Below are 23,681 nucleotides of genomic sequence, written 5' to 3'. Positions count from 1 at the left end.
TTAATTAAATATGTTTTTTATATTAAATAATAATGAAGTAAATAACTGCCGGCCAGCGCTAAAAAGATAGAATCGTGGTTTGCAAATCGCTGTGTTAAGTCGTTACGCATCATCTTCTTGGCTTCGGACAGGTAGTTTTTGACTGTTTGTTCCGCAAGATTAAGTTCTTTCGCGATTTGTGCGATGGAACAATTATCAGAACGCATCAAATAGACAGACCGCATCAATTGAGGTAATTTGCTGATCGAGTCATCCACAATAGCTTCCAGTGCCTGATATCTGGCGAATGCCTGCGTGTCCAAATTTGAAAAAGACTCCATGCGTTCCACTGATTTCTCCAGTACCTGTTTCCGTACACGTTCGGTGGCGTAGTAATTCAGTATTCTGTTTTTGAGTGCTTTATGGAAATAGAATTTTATGGAATCGTATTCACTGTTGATCAGTGATCGTTTTTCCCAGATATGGATAAAAACTTCCTGCACAAGATCCTTAGCCTGTGCCTCTTCCTGAAGATGGCGAAAAGCAACAATGTATAGATCCTCCCAATACAGCTCAAAGAAATAGGTAAAGGCAGTAGGGTCACCGTCTTTAAAACGCAATACATAGCGGTTATCTACATTGGCTTCGGTAGTTTTCACTTGACAAAGATAGGCTCGCTAGATTATCAAAATGTTAATTTTTGAGGAAACTTTTACTTGAATATACTATGTAGTCCAATTTGTATAAAAGCATCTGCCTAATTGTTAATAAACATGTTAACTTTCTAATACAGAGAAGATATTTTGTTAAAAACATTTGCAATATTTTATTTTTTCAAGTTTAGACAATCGCGCTAACGTCAAACCAAAAAAAATGTTGACAACTATGTTAATTCACTTATAACCAATAGTGTTTTTGTTAATAACTATTCATCAAAAAAGCACCAAAAATTTCCCCTGGAGCTTTTGAACCAAAGCTAGATCAGTCAGCTCAGCGGAGCAAGAAACAAAAAAATGGAAGAAAGCTAAGGGTAAACAGAAACTCAGCTGTCATAAAGATAAAACTAATCTTTTATGAAACTACCGCCAATCTTACTCATTGCACTATCGCTTCAGGCAGGACTTACATTAGCCCAGCATCCAGCATCACCGAAGATCAAAAATCAGACAGTGACCGAAACTGTCAAAGGAACAGTTATAGATAAGGACACCAGATTACCTCTTGCAGGTGCGACCATTGTTATCTCATCCAATGATGGCACAAAATCGGCAAGTACAGACACACAGGGTATATTCCGACTACAGAAAGTTCCCGTCGGGCGTCAACAGCTTCAAGTTCGCATGGCCGGTTACAAACCAGAAGAATTCTCCGAATTACTCATTACCAGCGGCCGGGAGAATACGATCAACGTAGAAATGGAGTCGCAAATAAATTCATTGAGCGAGGCTGTTGTCTATGCCGATGCCGGAAAACAGCCGCTCAATCAGATGGCGATGACTAGTGGGCGCTCATTTTCGCCCGAGGAGACAAATCGTTATGCAGGAGCTTTTTTTGATCCTGCCCGTATGGCACAGAGTTTTCCCGGTGTTGCTGCTGGAGGCGATGATAATGAAATTATCGTTCGTGGGAATTCCCCTAAAAGCTTACAATGGCGGCTGGAGGGTATCGAAATTGTCAACCCAAATCATTTCGGAGCCGAAGGCGCTGCAGGGGGCGGGATCAGTATGCTCAATACCATGGTATTGGGAAAATCTGATTTCTACACAGGCGGACTTGCTGCGGAGTATAACAATGCAACGGCGGGTGTTTTTGACCTCAGGTTTCGCAGAGGAAATACTGATAAACGTGAATATACTTTCAACGTCGGCGTTTTGGGCGTAGGAGCAACTTTGGAAGGGCCTTTCAAAAAAGGAAGTGACGCCTCCTATTTGATTAGTTATCGCTATTCTTCATTGAGTCTACTGGAAAAAGTAGGAGTAAAAGTTTCGGACACAGGGGTTCCAAAATATCAGGACCTCTCTTTCAATTTTGTATTTCCGACAAAAAAGGCCGGAACTTTTTCCTTATTCGGTATAGGCGGGTTAGGAAAGCTCAAACAGACTGCAGAGCGCAATTACGAAAAATGGGAAGAACGAACAGATGCCCAGGATCTGGACTTAAAATTCAACGCCGGAAGTGCAGGACTAAAACATCAATATATTGCGAACGATAGATTGTACTTTACCAATATTGTTTCTATGTCCATTAGCCGGAACGCCAACACGACCGATACCTTAACACGAGACTATGTTTCAAGCCTCTATCACAAGGACAAATTTACGAATACAGCCATTCGCTATGCGGGTACGTTAAATTATCGTGCCAACAGTAAAAACACTCTTAGAGCAGGTTTAAATGCAAGCTTATTACGTTATGACCTCTACGCGCTAACCTACGACACCGAACTTGCCACCTTGCGGGAGCGCATTAAAGAAAATGGAAATACAAGTACATATGATGCTTTTGCACAGTTAAAAACAGTTTTGAACGATAAACTAACGCTAAACACAGGAGTACATGCCAATTACTTTGCCTTGAGCAAAACTTGGTCTTTGGAACCAAGGCTCGGCCTAAACTGGCGCGTTGCTGCAGATCAAACCATTTCCTTTGGAACAGGCCTTTATAACAGATTGGAGCCTTTGGCTTACTATTTTGCCAAAAGTGGCAATCAGACAAGCGCTGAGCCAAACAAGCTCCTTTCTCCTACTCGGTCTGCTCAAGCCGTTATCGGCTATGAAAAGAACCTGAGCAGAACGCTCCGATTTAAAACAGAAATATATTACCAGCACCTCTATGATGTTCCGGTATCGACTGACCCCGAGGTAAACTTCTCCTTACTCAATGTATCGGATATTGCAGCCATTGGCACATCAAGCTACCGTCAGCTTGTCAATAAAGGAACCGGGAAAAATTACGGTATTGAGCTCACGCTAGAGAAGTCATTAAGCCAGGGCTATTACTTTATGGCAACTACTTCCCTTTTTGATTCCAAGTTCAAAGCGCTCAATGGGAAGGAATACAATACCACATTTAATACGCGTTATGTGGGTAATTTGCTGTTGGGAAAAGAATGGGCGGTTGGAAAGAATAAAAGTAATCTGTTCGGTCTTAATACCAAATTAATCTATGCAGGTGGAAGAAAATATTCACCAGTTCTAGAGGAAGAATCGCTCCGTCTGGATGAAGAAATTATTGACCAAGATCGCATCAATACGCTGACTGCAGCTCCTTATGTACGGGTTGATTTTTCATCGAGCTATCGGATTAACAGGAGAAAGGTGAGCCACTTGTTTATTTTGGACATTCAGAATCTCCTCAACAGAGAAAATACGGTGGGCATGCATTATAATTTCAGTAAACGTATCATTGAACCTCAAAAATGGACCGGCATTATTCCAACAATTAACTACCGCATTGAATTCTAATACCAAATTGTAACAAACATCATCAAAAGAGCCATACCCGATCGTTTGTCTCCAAAAATTAGTAATTGGAGACAAACGATAGATTGATCAGACGAGCTAATTTTTCGCTTTTGAACTCATTTAAAAAAAAACGATAACCGACTGAGATAATTCTTTAAGTACACTACATCAACTTTCGGGTTATTGATCCAAATACTCCCAGCAGTCTTACATTGCTAAACAAATATTGACCATAAATTTTTAGGCCAGCTATTACGAAAACGATTGCGAGAAAACACCGCTTTTGTTCCCTATAAACACTGTAAATTCACTTTATAGAAAATTCATTTTTCAGATCAATTAAATCTAAAAACCTATGATCAAGATAAAGAACATATTCGTTTCGAAAAATCGTTGGGTGTATTCGGCAATACCCTTATCCAGTGTGTCCAAAGATTATATCGAAAAAAAGTATTCCTGGAGCCTATATCGCCACCCGGGGCTACCAAAGCCGGCATAAGCTATGGCCAATGACAAGACAAAAAATCAAAATGAATCCGGCATCACTGCCATAAAATCTAGATTGGTAAGCATGAAAATTTATTTAATCGTAGTATTTTTCCTAAGCAGCTTTTCTTTTCAAAAGCTGTTAGGGAAAGATTTAAACCTACTGACGGGAGCTTTTAAGCTAGAAAACCTGAAAGCCAGTCTAGGGAAAGACAAATCTTGGGTTCCCTATCCGGCTTATTCAGATCGGGCGGCCTGGGATAAGCTGATGGCCCCCTTTAAAGACCGTATGATCAAAAAGGGAAATGAAGCCCTGAACTACCAATGGCAGGTGGTCAAAGCGACAGACTACCTCGAATATGAGCGTTCAGACAACCGTACTATGATGGAAAAGCCAATGAATGAAAACTGCACTGCATTGACTAGCCTGCTGTTGGCCGAACTTGCTGAAGGACAAGGACGGTATGTGGACCAAATCCTAAATGGTAGCTGGCAATTGACAGAAATGGCGACATGGTCCCTTTCAGCACACCTCGGAGCCTTTCAGTCCTCCAAGCGGTCTCTACCGCAAGAACGAACACAAGTGGTCGATCTCATGGCTGGTGATGTCGGCTCCCTCCTCTCCTGGATTCATTATTTCTTCCGCGATACGTTCAATAAAATCAATCCCGAAATCAGCATCCGTCTAAAACAACAGATCCAGCAACGCATTATACAGCCCTACCTGGACCGTAACGATATGTGGTGGCAGGCATTTGAACTCAAGGAAGGACAACTGGTCAATAACTGGAATCCCTGGTGCAACTTCAATGTCCTTACGGCATTACTTTTAGCCGAGGACAATCCGGATATCCAGCTTGCAGGAATTTATAAAACCATGTCGTCTGTAGATCGCTTTATTAATTATGTCAAAACAGATGGCGCCTGCGAAGAGGGCCCCTCTTATTGGGGGCATGCTGCAGGCAAGCTGTACGATTATCTAAAAATACTTTCATTGGCAACCCAGGGCAAGATCAATATTTTTGATAAACCGATTATTCGCGATATGGGCGAATACATCGCACAATCCTATATTGGCGGAGATAAATGGGTAGTCAATTTCGCTGACGCTTCTGCCAAAGGAGGTAGCGATCCGCTATTGATCTACCGTTATGGACAGGATGTCAGGAGCAGTGAAATGATGCAATTTGCCCGATACATGGAAAATCTTGGCGACAAAAATGCCAATTTCAAACCTTCAAGAGATATTTTCCGCGCCTTCGAAGATCTTAGGTGTTATCCGCAGCTGGAAAACGTTACAGCTGCACTTCCTCAAAACAATTTTAAGTGGTATCCAGAAACACAATTTATTTACCTGAAAAAGGGTCCGTTTTTCTTTGCCGCCAAAGGTGGTTTCAATAACGAAAGTCACAACCATAATGATGTCGGGAGTTTTATCTTATATGAGGATCAACAACCACTGTTCATTGATGCCGGTGTTGGCACCTATACCAAAAAGACCTTTAGCGACGAAAGATATAGTATCTGGACGATGCAGAGTGCTTACCATAACGTTCCGATGATCAATGGAGCCGACCAATCTTTTGGAAAGGAATATAAAGCCAGAAATGTCGCATTCCTCCCTGCACAGAATAGATTCCAGCTTGATATTGGAAAAGCCTATCCAAAGTCAGCCAACATTGAGTACTGGAATAGAAGTTATACCCTGGGCCAGAAGGGGCTAGACATTCAGGATGATTTTAAAGTAAAAGGCCCTAAGCAGGTCAATATTATCCATTTTCTGGTTGCTCAGGAACCGAAAATCAGTAAAGGAGAAATCATGCTGAATAGTGGACAGGCAAAATTTCAATTTGATGCCGGACAATTCATTGCTAGCTACGATGTCATTCCACAAGAAGACCCCCGTTTAAGCCAGGTCTGGGGTAAAGAACTCTATCGTATTACGCTTACAGCGAAGAGCATCAAAACCACGGGAAAATATACGTTTACGATTCGCCAAGAGACAATAAAATAAGAAAGAATCAAGAATATTAGTTAACTTACTGGGAATCTAAGCCGTTATGAATAAAAGAAAACTAGGTCTAAAAACGTTTTTTGTCGTCGCTTCTAGTCTGATTGCATTGAGTTTTACAGATCACAAACCAAGCTTTATTGACGCAAGTTTTAAAGCGGCAGAAAAACAATATCAATTTTTAGAACAAACAGCAGAAAAGCAACACAAGTTTCCACGCACACTGAGCCCCTCAGGAAAACTAGTAGGGACAGACGAATGGGATTGGACCGGGGGCTTTTTCCCGGGATCACTGTGGTATATCTACAACCATAGCCATAGCAAAGAAACCGAAGCCGCAGCGATCAAATGGACAGAGGCACTTGAAAAAGCCAAAGACCTTGATCAACATCATGATATTGGTTTTGTGATGTATTGTTCTTATGGCAATGCCATTAAATACCTCAAAGATCCCAAAAAGGTTGCCGCTTATAAGGACATCCTCATCCATTCAGCCAATACTGCGCTTAAACGTTATAATCCACAGGTGGGCGTCATCAAATCATGGAACGAGAAGAAGTCCTGGGATGGGAAGACCTTATGGAAATATCCAGTTATTATCGACAACATGATGAATCTGGAGATGTTGTGTTATGTATCCGACCTGACTGGAGACACAAAGTACAAGGATGTGGCAATCAGTCATGCAACCCAAACCATGAAAAATCATTTTCGTAAAGATTATAGTACCTATCACGTGGTCGATTACGATGCCAATGGACATCCGCTCCATCAACAAACGAACCAGGGCTATGCCGATAATTCAACCTGGGCACGCGGTCAAGCTTGGGCTATCTATGGATTTACTATGATGTACCGGGAGACTAGAAAACCTGAATTTCTCAAAACGGCAAAAGCAGCGGCAAAGTTCTACATGACCCATCCAAATCTTCCAAAAGATAAAATTCCTTATTGGGATTTTAATGCAGGAAAACCAGGTTATAAAACGGATGCTGATTTTTCTTCGCTAAAATTGAATTTCGTACCTCGGGATGCTTCAGCAGCAGCCATTGTAGCATCTGCACTGATTGAACTTTCGACATTGACCACTGGCGCCGAAAGCAAATCATATTTGACTTTCGCTCAGGAAAGCCTGCAAACACTATCAACTAACACCTATTTTGCAAAATATGGGACCAATGGTGGTTTCTTATTGGAGCATAGTGTCGGCAGCCTACCCCACCATTCGGAAATCGATGTTCCCCTCACCTATGCCGATTATTATTATCTGGAAGGTTTGACGCGGTTGAAACAGCTCGAAAAATAAAAATACGAATGGGAGATATTAAATATCTCCCATTTGCTTTTATAAGTCTTCCAATAGCTTTAGACTATCTTTTCTCCGTAGTGACAGTGCTCGTCATAGTACTTCCTGCATATTCACCCTGTGGAAGCGGGATTGCCAAAGTCCGATTTACACCAATACGTTTATTGACCAGCTGAACGTGTACAGTTTTAGCCTGCTGCAACGGATCTGCCACATCAAGCTGCATATTTGCGGTTGGCTGTGGACTCAATTGCAAAATAACAGGTTGGTCTAACGTGATGGACCAATCTCCAATCTGATAGGTGCCCGGCTGACGACAACTGAGCTGAAGAATTCCATGCCCTGTATGCTCAACTGCCTGTATGTCCGATGTATTCTGCCATATTTTTATGCGCTGCATTTCTTTCGTATCCAGAACCTTTGTCCCAGGCACAACGATATACGCATAACTCGCATTGTTTGGCGTCACGCCGTGGTCAAGCCAAAGCTTGAAGACCTTTCCATGGACAAGATCTTTGGAACGGGAACGGTTAATCCGATACCAAGAACCCGCCTGATCCTTGGTTGTCAATCCAACCTTCATGGCAACCGGGAAGTAATACAGAACATTGTTATGTGTTATAAATTCACCTTTTTCGACGCGTCTTCGTACAGAATCAAGCGTAGACGTTTCCTTACCATTCCAGACAACAGGTCCCTTTAGCCAGGTCTGGTTTAACGTTGTTACCACAGGTTCTTGCGCTGCACACTGAATACCGGCACCTAGGCAAACGACTTCCTTATCGAAAAAGAACCAGGCTTTTTGAGCCGTTACCCCGTCATACTGGACCGACATAGCTGAGGCCCCTGTCTTCCCGTTACTCACTCCACCTGCAAAGTTATTGGCTGCACGTGCCCCCCACTGTTCTTTCAATTCCAGATCGCCCAGATAATCTCTTGTGGTTGTCCCCGGAATCTTATCCCATTCCCAGACAGGCATAATATTAAAATATTCCGGCCCAAATACCTGAATATTAGTTACTCCGTCCGACATATTGCGACCAAGAACATTTTCTCCATTTCCAGACTCCGATTTATTGGTATGGTTGCTGGCTAGTCTAACATTAAAATGGAATTGTTTACGCAGATGCGTCGTATAGTCACCCTTCCAGTAATGACGGTGGGTACTGATATTCTCGGCATCAAAAGGCTGTACGCTATCTAGTTTTGCAAGCGCCATGTTCCAAATGGCATTTTTTGCTGGGTCGATCAGCTTCATTTGTTTTAATATGGCTGTCTCCTGTGTCTTTTCCAAGATATTGGGACGTGAGATGCCACGGCCATGTACATTAAAATCGATGTAACGCGAACGAATTATCGGCAGATATGTTTCGTTCAGAAAACGTTCAAAAAGGTCCAATCTCTTACGATCAACTGCATAAGCCGTCTCACGTACATAGGCCATAACTTTTGAAATCCCTTTCAGAAACTCTTCCCCATAGCCTGCAATATATAATTGGGGACCATGTTGCAAGTAGGAAAAATCGTATTGAAGTCCCTCCTTGCCATCCACGAGCTGTATCGGAAAAAGCAGCTGCTCCATCGCTGCTGCCAACAGATCAGCATCTTCCAAGATCAATGCACGATAAAAATAGTGCATGGCAATGTCACTTTTATTCGCCCCTGTTTTTGTATAAGGATCGCCACGCTTCATCAGCTCAACAAGTGGGATCTCTATTGCAGGGGGGATCTTTTCTTTTCCGAATTTCATCAGGATAAGACAAACACCTATAGCCTTTGGGGAAGCGATTTCATTATGCCACCAATTGGAAGATTCAAAACGATTATTTGCCCAATATTGTGCCGCCAGCAGAATTTTATCGTAAAGTGATTTCTGCTGGTAAGATGTGCTTTGTGGTGATATATATGCAATAATAAGCATCCTTAGCCGATCCAAATGCTCCCCAGGTGGCCAAAGTGATATGGACTTGCTGCTGTAGTCGATATCTGCCCAGGTACCATCTGCACGCAGCTGATTAAGCAAGTTTATTATTTTATCTGCATTTGGTAATGGTCCACTCAACTCATCATCATATACATGCTTTTTGATAAGTTCAAAAGCATTTCGGTTTTGCCCCTTTACCATAACCAAGGCAAAAGACAATAAAAATATAAGTAATCCTTTCATCTGTTTTTTAGTATTCCTTACTTGGGGGTATTGACATTCCGCAGCACGTCCGACGACATCCAAAGCGCAGCACGTCCGACGTCGCTCAAGATAACAATAACGTTAGGATGTTGCTGTCCGAATATGGGAATCCCAAACTGAAAGAGTATATTCACAAGAGTTAATATACTAAAGCAAGTAAATCGGTAGATCATAACATTAGATTTATCCTTATAAATGTAGAGCTAAAAGTATGGGATTTTTTGTTAAAAAACCGCAAACGATTTCGTTAGGCTATTTTTTGAAAATTAAAAATAAAGGTCAAAGATGAAAACAGATGAAAGAAAAATTGTAGGTACGCTTGCTCATTTTTTGGTAAACGATTCCGATGATGCTGAGTTTACTGCATTTTTACATTCAATAGATGATAATCGCAGTACAATTCGAAGTGCGCTTATTCAATTTGTAGCCAAATGGCAAGATAAGGAAGATAGCTTAATATTTCCTACTGAGGATCTTTGGACGGATTTTAAACTACTTGCGAGCAACAATCCCGACCTCGGCATGGCTGTTATTGATGGCTATAGAATCAACGATATTGCAAGTTTTTACCATGAAATCAATGCCGTCTACATGTCCCATGAAAGCTGGCAAATAGGGAGCCTCGATGGTCTGGATGACTTATTTTACGGTGGATTTGGCACCTTTAAAGACGCGGCTTCACATACTATTGTCTGGAAAGATATTGCCCATAGCAGCGCGTCGTTGGGTACCGAAACAACTTTGGTGTATTATCAGGGAAAGCTAGGCGCACAATCACCATTCAATCAAATACATTTTCAAAAAAAAATAGAGGAGCTAAAAGTGGGGCAAGGAGAAACCTATTTTGACATCGTTGCCGAAATCATCCGATCTCACCACAAAATCACCTGGATTTACAAAGGACATCCTCATATCAAATCCTTATATTTATAATAGCTAAACTTACCAAGATGAAGTATCTGATCAAAATAACTTTCCTGCTTATCTTATTATCCCATCAGGTTGTACACGCTAGTGAACGGCTTAAAGTAGCTGTTGCGGGACTCAACCATGACCATGTATTCTTGCTCCTAAATTTATATAAGGATAAGAAAGTTGATATTATCGGTATCGCTGAATCAAATGAAATCCTGTCCAACAAAATACGGACGCAGTATAATCTGCCAAAGACTATCTTTTATCCGGATTTGCCCAGTTTATTGAAGCATATCAAGCCAGACGCTGTGCTGGCCTACAATCCAACCAACGAGCATATCCATGTGGCAGAGACCTGTCTCCCGCTTAAAATCCCAGTTATGGTGGAGAAGCCTCTAGCAACAACGTTATCTGATGCAAAACGTATTGCATTTCTGTCCAAACAGTTTGAAACTCCTTTTTTGGTGAATTATGAAACCACCTGGTATAAAAGCAATCAACAGCTGAAACAACTGGTCGACAATGATGAAATTGGAAAAATCACACGTATACTTGTAAAAGACGGGCATGAAGGGCCAAAAGAAATCGGCTGTAGCAGTTATTTCCTCGACTGGCTTACGGATCCCAAGAAAAATGGTGGCGGTGCAGTGATGGATTTTGGCTGTTATGGTGCCAATCTGATGACCTGGCTCAAAAATGGCGAAAGACCAATCTCGGTCACGGCATTCACACAGCAGTTAAAGCCCGAAGTCTATCCGAATGTAGACGACAATGCCACCATTATTCTGAGCTATCGGGATGGCAGCACAGGCATTATTCAAGCTTCCTGGGCTTGGCCATATAGTGTTAAAGATTTGCAGGTTTTTGGCACAAAAGCTCAGCTCTATGCTAAAAATGATAAAGAGCTTCTAAAATACAAACAACAGAATGATCCACCTGTGATGGTATCGACTACTGTCCCTTACTTTGAGCACCACATTGCTTACCTTGAACAGGTCCTGAAACAAAAAATGATCCCGGAAAATGATCTTGGCTCCATCAACAATAATGTCACTGTTGTTGAAATTCTGGAAGCTGCAAAACGATCTGCTAAAGAAGGGAAGTCCATTTTATTAAAATAAAAAAGGTCTGTAGCTTGCACCGCTACGGACCTTTTTCATGCCCTGCCAATAGGCGATAGACAAAGCCGATCTGCTCAGTTAATAGACCAGCAGCTGGCCAAGTTAGTCGGCTAAGGATCCAGGGGTTCATCCGGATCGATCGTATAGGCTTCTTCTTTTGCCTTAAACTCGATGATCACATCAGAAATTCGTTTACCTAGTGAATATGGAACATACCCCAGTTCACGCATACAACGATCACCCATTTTTTCAACCGCATCGATATGGGCTTTACTGCTGTTTACAATAGCCCATTTATCTTTAGGAAAGCCATAATTCAAAAGAATACGCGCCGTATTGCGCAAGTTTGTTGTGGTATGTCTTGCATGCGGATCAATCAATATCGCTTCTTCAGGAACACCCATTACCTCGATCAGATATTTTTTCATTTCTATTGCTTCAATGAAATGAGTCTTATAGGGGTGTACTTTACCACCAGACAGTACAATAAAAGGAGCAAATTTCTCAAAATAACTCCGGGCGGCCATGCGCGCACGCAACATGCCACCAGGGCTAATTGGCTGCCCATAAACTTCGGGACCTGCACCTAAAGTAAGCAACAGGCTATAAGGATAGCTTGCGAAGTCCGTACTTTTGACCGCTTCGTAAGCTTTCTTATTTTCGAGTTCGATGAGCGGCTCCAGCTGCGCAGCATCCCATCGTTCATTTACCTCAAGCAAGCGCACGGCAGTCATCATGGTCATAAAAAATGCTGTTTTGCTTGTTGAAATATCTTTGAGGATGTCTTGGCGCACATCATCCAGAAGACGGAGGTAGGCCGGACGTTTTACATCAAAAGAGATCGAATCTATTTGGGGGTAATTAGGTTTTTTACCACCAGCATATACATCCACCACATAGTTCATGGCCTTTAAATCCTGTTGCAAAGCTTTTTTGAAATAGGATTTCGCCGTTTCATGTTGCAACAGACCATAAGTCATTGATGGGATAAGAGTAGACTGCACAAGCTTTTCCAGTTTCTGATGATGACTCAGCTGACCTGCCAATTGTTCTGCCAAGAGGTCGATTTCCTCATCCTGCCATTTGAAAGCATTTAAGTAACAGCTGAAATCGCGGCAATCGGTACTCATCGCAAAACGTTCGAACCTTTTTTCCAATACCTGTGCTATCGGTTTGGAGCCGACCAGCTCTTGAGTAAGTACAGGATCTTTTAAGAGCAAATAGGATGCATAATAATTCTTCTTGATCAGCCAGTCCTGCGGACCAGTAGGCCTATCGTTTACCTGGCCTTTGGAAATATGCAGACAGCATATTCCCAAAGCAAGTAAAAAGATCTTTCTGATATTTTTTATCATAGCCGTTCAATTGCGGATTAATAACCTGGGTTTTGATACATGCGTGCCGGATCCAGTTTATATTCATCAAAAGGAATTGGATAGTATCTATCTTTTGTCGATATATTGGAGATTTTAGCATTGCCGTAGTCAGCCTGGCTTTTTGTTTTGAAATAAGTCACCAGTTCCTGTGCATTATAATTACGGATCAAATCAAACCAACGTTGGTTTTCAAATGCCAGTTCCACACGGCGCTCATGCAATATTGCTTCTTTTAAAGTCGGATATTTGCTGCTATAGGCAGTATTTAACATGGAGGCCGCATACGAAGGCAATCCTGCACGCTCACGTACCTCATTCAACAGAGCAATAGCTTCCGCATCTTTACCCAGGTGAAATTTTGCTTCAGCCAGCAACAGCATCACATCCGCATAACGGATCAAGATCCAGTCGTTTCCACCCCAGCCATTTGTGCCTGCAGCGTCACTATTATCCCTAAATTTGGTTACGAACCAATCGTTAACCTGGGTATTTGTAGCAAACTTCACAGAGAAATCTTTACGAATATCGCTTTGCTCGTAATCTTTGATCAGATCTAGTTTTGCCACTTCACCAGCACCTGTCGAATTGTAGCGGGAGTTGATGGTCTCCCCTCGCGCCTGGTAATTACGGGCAATACTTGAACTATAATTCTGGTCACCCTGTTTGTATTGAATCTGGAAAACTAGTTCTTTACAGCTATTTTTCTTGGTCACATCAAAAACATCCGCATAAGGAATTTCGTTCAGCTTACCGAAAGTACGCATCTGATAAGCCGCATTGAGGTACTGTTCTGCTTTCGCAAAATTTTCCGCACTCCCCGATGTCTGCGTTGCGCCCAAAGTTAAGTATACTTGTCCCAAGATTGAATTGATGGCCGCTTTAGACGCTCTGCCGATGACGTAATCTTTCTGTGTATTGGGAAGATTGCTGGACAAAGCCTCCGTCAAATCTTTAATAATCTGTTCGTACACAATTGATTCTTTCTGACGAAAAGCCAATTCATTTGCTTGCTCTTTACTGGTCACCTGTACCGTAGATAATGGAATATCTCCGAATTTACGCACCATGTGGAAATATAATAATGCACGTACAAATTTTGCCTCCGCAATATAACGTCCTTTTAATTCTGCACTTGTAAAGGTCACATCGTCGACATGTGAAAGAACCACATTACAACGGCTGATTGCCGCGTACATAGCAGACCAATGTGTCTTTAGATAGGTATTACTTGGCAACAACGAAAAGTCATTGAATTGGAAAGGCTCCCCGGCATTGGATTGGTTATCATTGCGTCCACTATTATCAGAACGTTCCTCGTTATACAATGTGCTGGATTCACCGAGCGTACTTCCCGAACGAAGTGACTGGTAGAGCCCATTGACAGCCAAAAGCACATCATTTTCCGACTTGAAGTAATCATCGATCGTGACAGCATTGGGATTTTTCTGATTTAAGAAATCTTTGGTACATGAAGACAATGCCAACAAAACAAAGGGTAATATATATCTTTTTTTCATCCTGTTATTTTTTTATTTTTCATCAGCCTACGCAACTGCAAAGAGCAATCCGTAGGATTAATTTTATCCTGCTATTAGAAAGTTACTTTCACACCAAGGTTATATGATCTCACCAATGGATAAAGCCCATAATCCACACCTGGAGTCAGGTTGCCACGTTGATTATAATCCGGTTCCGGATTGTAGCCTTTGTATTTAGAAATCGTAAATGGATTGTCCACTGTAGCGTAGATCCTTACGCCAGAAAGTGTTAACTTTTCCGCCAGGCTTTTGGGAAGATTGTAACCCAAAGCAATATTTGTCATACGCAAGAATGAACCGTCCTGCAGATAAAAATCGGAAAGGCGTGTACTGTTACTTTGCGTACCACCACGCGATGCACGGTATACTTTACCATTTCCTGGATTTTGAGCTGAACGGTAACGTTGTGCCACATCCGCATATTGATTGCCGGAGCCTTCCATATTGTAGAGGTAATAATCATAGCCATCCAATACTTTATTCCCTTGGGAGCCATTAAATGATGCGCGTAGATCGAATGCCTTATAACGTGCGTTGACGGCAAAACCATAGGTGAAATTAGGATGAGGATTGCCGATCACCCGTTTATCGGCATCATTGACGATACCATTACCATCTACATCTTCAAAATAGAGATCACCAGGCTGTAGCGGAGTTGTTGAAGCCGCTGAAGGTGCGACAGTTTTATAATTCTCTTCAGTTGCGACGCCCAGAACTTTAAAGCCGTAGAACATACCAATTGGACTTCCTTCTTGCGTAATATGCGTTAAGTAAGAGCGTTCAGCACCATTGGTCAGGATAGTAGAAGCTCCTCCTAGATCAAGCACTTTATTTCTATTGACATTGATATTTCCGCTCAATCCTAATTCAAATTCATTTTTACGAATCAGCGTAGCATCAATCTGTAAATCAAAACCTTTATTCTGCACCTTTGAATTAGGGAGATTGGTTAAGATCGTTGTTGATCCAGACACAGCGGAGAGTGGCTGGTTGAATAATAAATTGAAGGAACGGCTCAGGTAGAAGTTGGTCATAATGTTGAGGCGACCTTTCAACAAACCGAGATCGAGACCAGCGTTGTATTGCGAGGTTGATTCCCAGCCCAATTTTGGATCGAACAGATCACCTGCTGTATAAGAAGTCTCCACTTTATCGCCAAGAATAACTCCTGCTGGCGAGTTGATAACGGATAACGCGCGATAATCACCAATATTATTATTTCCACTACGTCCCCAGCTCGCTCTTAGTTTGACCGTTGACTGTTGTCCTAACCAATCCGTATAAAACTCCTCCTTGGAGAGTGTCCAACCACCTGAAACCGATGGAAAGGTTCCCCATTTGTTATTTGGCCCGAAACGTGATGAACCATCGGTACGAATGGAAGCTGAAAGGAAATATTTGGAATCAAAGCTATAGCTTACACGGCTAAAATATGACTGGAGCGTCGTAATGCGTTTGAATGTATCACCAGGGATCAATTGGAAGTTAGAAGGATCAGCCCCCTTATCCGTAATTTCACCTATGGCATTATTATTAAAACCATTGGCCTTTACTCCCTGATAATCATAATCTGTACGTTGAACCGAATAGCCCAATAAAGCGGATACCTGATGCTTGCCACCGAAGGTCTTGTTATAGTTTAGTGTTGCCTCCATCAGTTTATCCAATTCACTTTTTGTTTTGGCCTCTGCGTAGGCCGCAGATACCGCTTGCGGTGAAAATGGTTTGTTATTCCCATCAGAAAGACTTGTAGGACGGAAATAGTCATACTTCTCGTCATAAGTAGACAGTCCACCATTTACTTTTAGATTTAGGCCATCAATAATGGAAAAATCAGCAAAGGCATTGTATAACCCTCGCTTTCCACGGCGGTTATTTTTAATCTCAGTGACATAAGCCAATGGGTTTTCTGGATTCTGTATACCATAGTTATTTGCAGAAAGATCGGCCATCAGGTATTTGGCATAAGTCCCATCTTCGTTATAAACCGGTAGCGTCGGCAAATAGATCAAAGCCGCCATAGACGGGCTTCTGTCGTAACGTCCAGTAGTTACCTCATTATTGTCGTTATACGTAAAGGACACATTAGCGCCAACGGTCAGTCTTTTACTCACTTTGCTATCGATATTGGCCCGGAAATTAAAGACTTTCTGATCTGTACCAAGCATGATACCTTGTTGATTCTGATAAGATCCACTGAGGAAATAGCGATTTTTTTCGTTACCGCCATACGTAGAAAGATTATGACGTTGGAAAGGTGCATTACGGTATAAAGCATCCTGCCAATCTGTATCGTATTTCGCTTTTTTTGCTGTACCGGACGCAAAGTCATAGTAGTCTTCAGGGATACTTACTGAGCCGGCATTTCCAACATTAGCAATACGTGTTTTATTATCATCAAAGCGTCTACTGTCGCTCCAGGCGATCCCTTTCGTAGCCAGCAGGTCTCTATAGGAATTGTTACGACCATCAATTAAGAGATCAATAAACTGTTCTGAGTTTAAAACATCGATTTTCTTGGAAAGCTGGCCAAAGCCCCCCAATACTTCGTAGTCCACATTACTTTTACCTTCCTTACCACGCTTGGTTGTAATCAATACAACACCGCCAGCACCACGCGATCCATAGATCGCTGCAGAAGCCGCATCCTTTAACACATCGAAAGATTCAATATCATTCGGATTGATATTTAAATTGTTCCCTATAGGATATCCATCAATAACGTACAATGGATCCGAACCAGCATTGATCGATCCCATACCGCGGACACGCATTTTGGTCCCATCGTATGGAGCACCACTTGTCTGCATCACCTGTACACCTGCTACTTTACCAACTAATGCTTGTGATAATTTTGGTGCACTCAGATTGAGTTCCTCGGCTTTAACGCTAGCGATGGCGCCAGTGACATCCGACTTTCTGATTCGCTGATATCCGATAGAGATGGTCACCTCTTCCAGTGTGTTCTCATCAGCCTGTAAGGAAAAGATCTGTCCATTGAATTGAGTGACAGACTGTACGAGTTTGCTATACCCAATAAAGGAAATACCTAGGCTATCACCGATTTCGGCTTCGATCTGGAAATTTCCTTTTTCGTCAGACTGAACAGATTTTTTACTTTTCAAATTTTGGACGGTTGCTCCCACAACAGGATTTCCCTGGGTGTCGACGACACGACCTTTGACGATTCCCTGTACATGCGTAAATTGTGACGTGGTTAGTGTGAGCGGTTTGGCTTGAACAGCTGGTGAGCTCGCTGCAATGGCACATAACAACCAAAAGACATTGTTGGCTTTAAATTTCATAAGTAGCGCATTTGATTTATGGGTACAAGATTACAAATGCTATATGAAGGCAGGGTCAATAAAACATTAACAGTTTTTAACTAAACCGAGTTAGCAAGCCACGAAAGCTTAACAAAAAGGTAATACTAAAAAGGCGACTGTGTACTCAGCCGCCCTGCAAAATAGCTATAAATATATTGAAAAAGTTCTGCGGAAACTTCGTATCGACTATCGCGTTTTTTTGAACGTATAAATCTCCGTAAATTTCCCCCGCCTTCCAGAAGGCTGGACAAGATAATACGTCACATGTATAGTCTTAGTTGTTGGGTCATAATAGTTATTTGCCGTATTGTCGATCTCGCCATACCGTCCACTACTATTGGTACCCTGTCCATAATAGTTTGTCACCCCTGTAACCTTATTCGATGCATTGTCAAACGTGAATATCGGGCTCCAATTGCCGAAATATGAATTTGATCCCCCTGCGTTAAAGTAATAGGAATGCGGAGAACTACCGTTATTGAAGGTTGTATAATTAATTTCACTGGTATTACCTGTGAGCGTAACAAGATTTGCGGTCTGTGGATAGATCCCCGTAAATGCAGCATTAACATAGTCCTGATAGGTTCCTGTGACCTCATAAATACCATCGTATTTATTTTTTATTGACACCGCATAAACCCCTTCGGCATAATTTCCGCTGATCTTGCCTCCTGTTGCAGACTGAATCTGAACGCCAAGCGCATAGGATTTGGTAAAATCGATGGCAGTAAAACGTGGAGGATAAATTTTAATATTCAAGATAGCTTCTTTTGCCCCTTTGGGGATGATAACATCATAAGTGTCCACAGCATATAAACGAGTAGGCAATGCTTCATATTTAGATTGCCAGGCCAGGTTGTATTTTTCAACAGAGCCGTCGTTTATTCTCAAGGTTAGCTTCAGCTCTTCTGTGGCACCCTGTGCACCTGTCAACTGAACTTTTACAGGCAGCGTCACAACGTCCAGGGCTTCAAAAACAGTCGTCACAGCACGGGCAATTGCCGTACTGCTTGTCCGTGCAGGAAGTACAAGCTGCACGATACCTGAGCTTCCACCATCTTCAAAGACACCTTTTTCTTTCACGCAGCCCCAGAGCGTCATACTCAAAGCGACAGCTGCCACGCCCAATAGTGATTTTTTATTTATATTCATTGATTTTCAAGCTTTAGTTGATGATGTTGATCAATTGATATCCCAAAAGATTGGATCCGAAAATCCATTCGTCAATTTGGGAACGTTCACATTTAAATTTATTTCAGTCTGTGGATAAAGATTGCGTATTGGAAGTTTATCCGCACGGGGCGAACCCGATTGGACCGATGCAAATGTTTCCGTGGCAACTTGCGAACCATTGACAATTTTTGGATATCCTGTACGGCGAAATTCGTTCCAGGCCTCATGACCATGGAAAAAATTCAAGGCTATATATTTCTGCGTGATGATAGCCTCCAACCGTTGTGCAGTTGTGGTAGCCAATGCATAATTGACAAGATAATTTGTACTATTTTCAGTTTTATAATTCGCAGCATCGTTAGCAGGTACCTGTCCTGTTGCTAACGCATTGGTCGCATTCTTTTCCAGATAAGTAAATGAAGCTAAAATGCCTTTTTCGAAGTTGGTTGATACCGAGCCACTAAGCTCGTGCCCATATAGAGCTGCCTCGGCCAATAAGAAATATGTTTCCGAAGCAAGAAATATAGGTAAACCTGCGGTACGTCCTTTCAATACACCTAGGGCATCTGCACTTCCTGTTCCAACATACCAGACATAGTCATCAGAATTGGGGTTATTAACTTCATCGCCGAGCTGACCGATGGATGTATTGGGGAAATTTCGGAACGTAAGCTTGCCCCGTTTCTCATCGGTTATTTTACGACCGTCATAGAACGTAAACAGATATTTAGAAGGCACATAATAATTGGCTGCCGTCGAAATTGAACCTGCAGTTGAGCTATGAAAAGTTGCAAATAGGGGGTTCTGTGTTGCCGTGGCCTGATACCCGGGATCTACAAGTACATCATCGATCAGAAATCCATCCGCAGAGAATTTACTAAAAGCCGATTGGACAAAGCTGTCAATAGAAGTGCCTCTTGCCCGCACCAAAAGACGCAATTTAAGGTTGTTAGCAAACTTAATCCAATTATCGAGATTACCAGCAAACACCGGATCGGTCTTTTTCGATAAACTCCGGTAATTTAGATCACCTTTATACTGCTTAATATCCGCGATAATTGCATCGAGCTCGGTAACCAATGCCTGATAAACAACTGCATCATCGTCAAACTTAGGGGCCAAGTTGTTATCCCCCTGAAGCGCTTCCGTGTAAGGAACATCTCCGTAGGCATCGACAAGCAACTGATAATTAAACACTTTAAAAATGCGCGCTATATCACCAAAGAATTTATACTCGGGACTTTTTTGTGCATAATTGATAATAAACTGATAATCGCGAAGATTGTTGAACACATTGTTCCACAATCCAACATTGGTATTGGATGTAATGTTATAGGTATATGTATCTCCATAACCGCCAATTCCGCCACCTGGAAGCTGATAGCCAACCAAAAATGCACCATAAGAATGGTAGCTAACGATATTGGAAGCTGTGGTCGCGATCGCCTGCGTCAACACCAGATCAGGTGTTATGGTCGCCTCGGTTGCCGCATTGGGATTTTCATTGATATCCAATTGTGAGCAAGAAGATAATGCAATGATGATCCCAAGGGAGAATATATTTTTCAAATGTAATTTTTTCATTGAGAATAAGTGTATGATAGTTCACTAATTAGAAAGTAAGTGACAGTGTAGCCCCAAAATAGCGTGTAGGTGGAGTCTGCCCTGTTGTCGAGACCCCTATGGCATTGTTATCATTGGCACTGTAATCAGGGTCGGTATATTCGTTGGACTTAGGGGTAAATAGCAAGAGGTTACGTCCCTGGATACTGACCGAAGCAGCTTTTACGCCTTTTAAGCGGGAAAGAATATGCTGTGGTAAGCGGTAGGAAAGTGAGGCTTCGCGCCATTTCCAATAATTACCAGAAATCACATAATTGCTGTATACGCCTCTATTGTACGTACCCGAAGTCCAAAATCCAGCTCCGCCGTCTGAAACTGTAATATGATCATTGGTTACATATTGACCACTGGTAGCATCTAAATAAGAGGAGTTTGGAAAGACAAACGCCTCCCGATTATAGTAGGCACTTCGAGCCGATGACCCGCCAAAATCAAGCGTGCTACCGAGGTCTATAGCCGCAAATTTATAGCCGCCACGGTATTCGAAAAGCGTGCTAAACGAAAAGTCCTTCCAACGTAAAGAAAGGTCAAGGCCCAGGCGGTGACGTGGTGTGGTATTTCCAAGTATCTTACTTTCAGAAGCCACGGAAGGGTAACCTGTATTTACGTCGACGATGACACGCCCCTGCTCATCACGGGCATAATCGGAAACGATGATCTGATTCAGCTCCAGACCCTTCTGCGCATAGATCACACTACTTCCATTAATAGAAATACGATCTAGCCCAGGGTAAAGATCCTGTAAGATGTTTTTATTGTGCGTATAGTTTCCGCCAACTGTTAGCTGGAAATCCCTGCTACGAATAGGCGTGATATGCAAAGCGGTTTCAATCCCCTCGTTCGTTACTTTACCCGTATTGACATAAAATTGAGAATAGCCGGAAGAAATCGCTATCCCGGCAGGAATCGCCTGCCCTGTTGTTCCGGTATGATAGTACGTGATATTTGCATCAATGCGGTTATCCCACAATCTAAAATCGGTACCAAACTCAATCCCTGTAGTAATCTCTGGTTTTAAATTAGATGAAATAATGCGACTTCCCTGTGAAAAAAACGTTCCGCTACTATACCCTGTAACTGAGGAGAATGTAGGCACCAGCGAGTAAGGATCGACGTTGACGTAGCCAGTGCGCGACAAACCTCCTCTCAGCTTCCAATAATTGACAATCGAATTGTCTTTTAATTGCTTAAAGGCATCCGTTGGAATAAAAGACAAATCTACTGAAGGATAGAAGTAAGATCTATTTGCTTTGCTAAGGACTGATGTCCAATCATTACGGCCCGTAGCATGTAAGAAAAGGTAATTTTTGTATCCTACCAGGAGGTCACCCCATATCGCAAATGTCCGCGCCAGTGTATTTGACTCGCTGGCACCAGCTTCTCCAATTCGGTTGGACACATTGTAAAGCCCCGGGATCTCAAGACCAGATGCCGAAACAGCCACCGATTTATACCGTCGGCTAATGGAAGTACCCGTCAGATTAAAATTGAAAGAGAAATCATTGATATCTTTTTTTACCCCTATCTGAAGATCGTGGTTGATACGGGCACTGTTATATTCAGTATCCGAAACACCTCCCGCTAAATTGGTACGTCCAATGGTATTGACAGAATAGCTCGAGTAAGTCTGTTTGGGTGAAACAGATTTTGAATCGTACCATCGGTTGGAAATTGAAGGTCTATAGGTAAACTCCAACCAAGTTGTCGGACGATACTTTAGTTCAATTTTGGCTGTCAGATAGCTATTTTTTGTTTTCGACCGATAATTATCCGCTGTCCAATAAGGATTTAAGTACCAAGGATTGTACCAACCATCCGGTGTCGCAAAAGGATTATTGACATAGTCTTTGTAGCTCAATAGTGGAATATTGGCTGGAGTCTGTGTTAACTGTGTATAAATGGAGCTTGTCGCTGAGGTAATATCATAAAAGTTCTCGACATAACTCGCTGAATAATCCAGGGTCAGATTGGGATAAAAAGCTCTTGTACCGTTTAAACGAAAAGAGATCCTGTTGTATTTATCGCCGGGGGTTGTTCCTCGACCGGTAAGATATTGACCGGCGATGTATTGCGAAGATTTATCATTTCCGGAGGAGATCGAAAGATCAGTTTGGTTATTGCGGCCGACATTCCAAAAATCAAAACGATCATTACGCGGTGAATATGTGCCATATTGTTGTTCCCCATTTTCCAGAGGATTACCGATCGCAACGGTAGACCCGTCGAAAGCAGGACCATACTGTTGGTTTTCTTCGGGGTTGTAGATCTGTGTACCCGAAGTGGATCCTGCACCAAACTTATCCTGTAACTTCGGAAAGAAACTGATTTCTTCTAGTGTAAAAGTATTGCTCAAGTTAATGGCTGTACGCCCTGCCTGGCCTTTCTTAGTTGTGATAATCAATACACCGTTGGATCCTTCAGCACCATAAGCTGCGGCACCTGCGGCTCCATTCAGAACCTGTACATTTTCTACATCCGCAGGATTAATATTGTTGAGCAGATCACTGCTCACAACAGCATTATCCAATACGATTAAAGCTGTATTGTCGCCCAATAAAGATCTGTTTCCTCTAAGCACCAACCGATAATTAGGGTTCACACCACTGCTGATCTGATTGATCTGCAATCCCGGTACCTTCCCCTGAAGCCCCCCAGCAATAGTCGGTGATTTTCCTTGGGTGAGATTTTCGCCGGTGACCTGCGTTGTTGCATACCCCTGCTCGCGGGGAGTCCTGAGAATCCCCCCTGCTGATACCACAACTTCATCCAACACAGATTCCTCTTTCAGTAACACAACATCCAACGATGATCGTCCTTTTAAATCAATGTGACGGACCTGATAGCCTATGAAGCTAAATATAAGTTTTTCGGAAGCTGCGACACGGATGCTATATTGACCATCTCTACCTGTTTGTGTGGCCTCCTTCGTATTCTCCACCCGGATAGAAACTCCAGCCAAAGGAGTACCATCCGGTGCAGATACAATTCCGCTGACTTTACGAGAAGACTGTGCCTGAACATGGATGGCAAAGAGTATCCCCAACAAAAAATAGATTAATTTTTGTTTCATTGTAATTTTCGATTAATAAAAGTGTAGCATGTCACACAGGGACAAGGCAATGCCCTAGGGGCATTTGCTCGGCATCCCTTTTTGCGACAAAAAAGTATAACAACA

At 42.3% G+C, this 23,681-nt stretch carries 14 protein-coding genes; 5 read left to right on the top strand and 9 right to left on the bottom strand.

Features of this window, described 5'->3' with window-relative positions; genetic code table 11:
- Window positions 1-17 precede the first annotated feature (17 nt).
- Window positions 18-638, bottom strand: a complete 621-nt coding sequence (locus tag AB1Z56_RS24440) for an RNA polymerase sigma factor (RefSeq protein ID WP_309364639.1) — start codon at window positions 636-638, stop codon at window positions 18-20.
- A gap of 414 nt (window positions 639-1,052) precedes the next feature.
- On the opposite strand from AB1Z56_RS24440, the gene AB1Z56_RS24435 reads away from it, so the two are divergent.
- From AB1Z56_RS24435 to AB1Z56_RS24425, 3 genes are all read left to right on the top strand, one after another.
- Window positions 1,053-3,443: a TonB-dependent receptor gene (locus tag AB1Z56_RS24435; protein WP_426790395.1), complete on the top strand. Its 2,391-nt coding sequence runs from the start codon at window positions 1,053-1,055 to the stop codon at window positions 3,441-3,443.
- Between the two features lie 571 nt (window positions 3,444-4,014).
- Complete coding sequence (locus tag AB1Z56_RS24430; protein ID WP_426790394.1) at window positions 4,015-5,943, top strand: heparinase II/III domain-containing protein; 1,929 nt, start codon at window positions 4,015-4,017, stop codon at window positions 5,941-5,943.
- A 46-nt stretch (window positions 5,944-5,989) separates the two neighbouring features.
- Complete coding sequence (locus AB1Z56_RS24425; RefSeq protein ID WP_426790393.1) at window positions 5,990-7,246, top strand: glycoside hydrolase family 88 protein; 1,257 nt, start codon at window positions 5,990-5,992, stop codon at window positions 7,244-7,246.
- 64 nt (window positions 7,247-7,310) lie between these two features.
- Here the strand turns inward: AB1Z56_RS24425 and AB1Z56_RS24420 are convergent, their stop codons facing one another.
- Complete coding sequence (locus tag AB1Z56_RS24420) at window positions 7,311-9,413, bottom strand: polysaccharide lyase 8 family protein (protein ID WP_426790392.1); 2,103 nt, start codon at window positions 9,411-9,413, stop codon at window positions 7,311-7,313.
- Between the two features lie 17 nt (window positions 9,414-9,430).
- Window positions 9,431-9,607 (bottom strand): hypothetical protein, encoded by a 177-nt coding sequence (locus AB1Z56_RS24415; RefSeq protein WP_426790391.1) that lies wholly within the window; start codon window positions 9,605-9,607, stop codon window positions 9,431-9,433.
- Between the two features lie 112 nt (window positions 9,608-9,719).
- On the opposite strand from AB1Z56_RS24415, the gene AB1Z56_RS24410 reads away from it, so the two are divergent.
- The gene (locus AB1Z56_RS24410) at window positions 9,720-10,367 is read left to right on the top strand and encodes a hypothetical protein (RefSeq protein WP_426790390.1); all 648 of its coding nucleotides are present in this window, start codon (window positions 9,720-9,722) and stop codon (window positions 10,365-10,367) included.
- Between the two features lie 17 nt (window positions 10,368-10,384).
- Window positions 10,385-11,470, top strand: coding sequence for a Gfo/Idh/MocA family protein (locus AB1Z56_RS24405; protein WP_309364651.1), 1,086 nt, complete (start codon window positions 10,385-10,387; stop codon window positions 11,468-11,470).
- Window positions 11,471-11,580: 110 nt separating this feature from the next.
- On the opposite strand, the gene AB1Z56_RS24400 is transcribed toward AB1Z56_RS24405, so the two are convergent.
- The 6 genes from AB1Z56_RS24400 to AB1Z56_RS24375 all read right to left on the bottom strand — a co-directional run bounded on the left by AB1Z56_RS24400 (window position 11,581) and on the right by AB1Z56_RS24375 (window position 23,576).
- Window positions 11,581-12,825 carry a YdcF family protein gene (locus AB1Z56_RS24400; protein WP_426790389.1) on the bottom strand — a complete coding sequence of 415 codons (1,245 nt, stop codon included), beginning with the start codon at window positions 12,823-12,825 and terminating at the stop codon, window positions 11,581-11,583.
- 17 nt (window positions 12,826-12,842) lie between these two features.
- Window positions 12,843-14,363 (bottom strand): RagB/SusD family nutrient uptake outer membrane protein, encoded by a 1,521-nt coding sequence (locus tag AB1Z56_RS24395; protein WP_426790388.1) that lies wholly within the window; start codon window positions 14,361-14,363, stop codon window positions 12,843-12,845.
- 74 nt (window positions 14,364-14,437) lie between these two features.
- Window positions 14,438-17,689: a SusC/RagA family TonB-linked outer membrane protein gene (locus AB1Z56_RS24390; RefSeq protein WP_426790387.1), complete on the bottom strand. Its 3,252-nt coding sequence runs from the start codon at window positions 17,687-17,689 to the stop codon at window positions 14,438-14,440.
- Between the two features lie 207 nt (window positions 17,690-17,896).
- A complete protein-coding gene (locus AB1Z56_RS24385; protein ID WP_426790386.1) occupies window positions 17,897-18,862 on the bottom strand; it encodes a DUF1735 domain-containing protein in 966 nt (321 codons plus the stop codon).
- Window positions 18,863-18,892: 30 nt separating this feature from the next.
- Window positions 18,893-20,467 carry a SusD/RagB family nutrient-binding outer membrane lipoprotein gene (locus tag AB1Z56_RS24380; protein ID WP_426790385.1) on the bottom strand — a complete coding sequence of 525 codons (1,575 nt, stop codon included), beginning with the start codon at window positions 20,465-20,467 and terminating at the stop codon, window positions 18,893-18,895.
- Between the two features lie 28 nt (window positions 20,468-20,495).
- Window positions 20,496-23,576, bottom strand: a complete 3,081-nt coding sequence (locus AB1Z56_RS24375; RefSeq protein ID WP_426790384.1) for a SusC/RagA family TonB-linked outer membrane protein — start codon at window positions 23,574-23,576, stop codon at window positions 20,496-20,498.
- Between the last annotated feature and the right edge of the window lie 105 nt (window positions 23,577-23,681).

This window comes from Sphingobacterium sp. WOUb80, from assembly GCF_050058145.1.
Classification (GTDB): domain Bacteria; phylum Bacteroidota; class Bacteroidia; order Sphingobacteriales; family Sphingobacteriaceae; genus Sphingobacterium.
This window is presented reverse-complemented; position numbering and strand designations above follow the sequence as displayed.

What these genes read in the sequence shown, in the direction of transcription:
- AB1Z56_RS24435 (WP_426790395.1), top strand. Translation starts at nt 1,053, where the DNA reads ATGAAACTACCGCCAATCTTACTCATTGCACTATCGCTTCAGGCAGGA.
- AB1Z56_RS24430 (WP_426790394.1), top strand. Translation starts at nt 4,015, where the DNA reads ATGAAAATTTATTTAATCGTAGTATTTTTCCTAAGCAGCTTTTCTTTT.
- AB1Z56_RS24425 (WP_426790393.1), top strand. Translation starts at nt 5,990, where the DNA reads ATGAATAAAAGAAAACTAGGTCTAAAAACGTTTTTTGTCGTCGCTTCT.
- AB1Z56_RS24420 (WP_426790392.1), bottom strand. Translation starts at nt 9,413, where the DNA reads ATGAAAGGATTACTTATATTTTTATTGTCTTTTGCCTTGGTTATGGTA.
- AB1Z56_RS24415 (WP_426790391.1), bottom strand. Translation starts at nt 9,607, where the DNA reads ATGATCTACCGATTTACTTGCTTTAGTATATTAACTCTTGTGAATATA.
- AB1Z56_RS24410 (WP_426790390.1), top strand. Translation starts at nt 9,720, where the DNA reads ATGAAAACAGATGAAAGAAAAATTGTAGGTACGCTTGCTCATTTTTTG.
- AB1Z56_RS24405 (WP_309364651.1), top strand. Translation starts at nt 10,385, where the DNA reads ATGAAGTATCTGATCAAAATAACTTTCCTGCTTATCTTATTATCCCAT.
- AB1Z56_RS24400 (WP_426790389.1), bottom strand. Translation starts at nt 12,825, where the DNA reads ATGATAAAAAATATCAGAAAGATCTTTTTACTTGCTTTGGGAATATGC.
- AB1Z56_RS24395 (WP_426790388.1), bottom strand. Translation starts at nt 14,363, where the DNA reads ATGAAAAAAAGATATATATTACCCTTTGTTTTGTTGGCATTGTCTTCA.
- AB1Z56_RS24390 (WP_426790387.1), bottom strand. Translation starts at nt 17,689, where the DNA reads ATGAAATTTAAAGCCAACAATGTCTTTTGGTTGTTATGTGCCATTGCA.
- AB1Z56_RS24385 (WP_426790386.1), bottom strand. Translation starts at nt 18,862, where the DNA reads ATGAATATAAATAAAAAATCACTATTGGGCGTGGCAGCTGTCGCTTTG.
- AB1Z56_RS24380 (WP_426790385.1), bottom strand. Translation starts at nt 20,467, where the DNA reads ATGAAAAAATTACATTTGAAAAATATATTCTCCCTTGGGATCATCATT.
- AB1Z56_RS24375 (WP_426790384.1), bottom strand. Translation starts at nt 23,576, where the DNA reads ATGAAACAAAAATTAATCTATTTTTTGTTGGGGATACTCTTTGCCATC.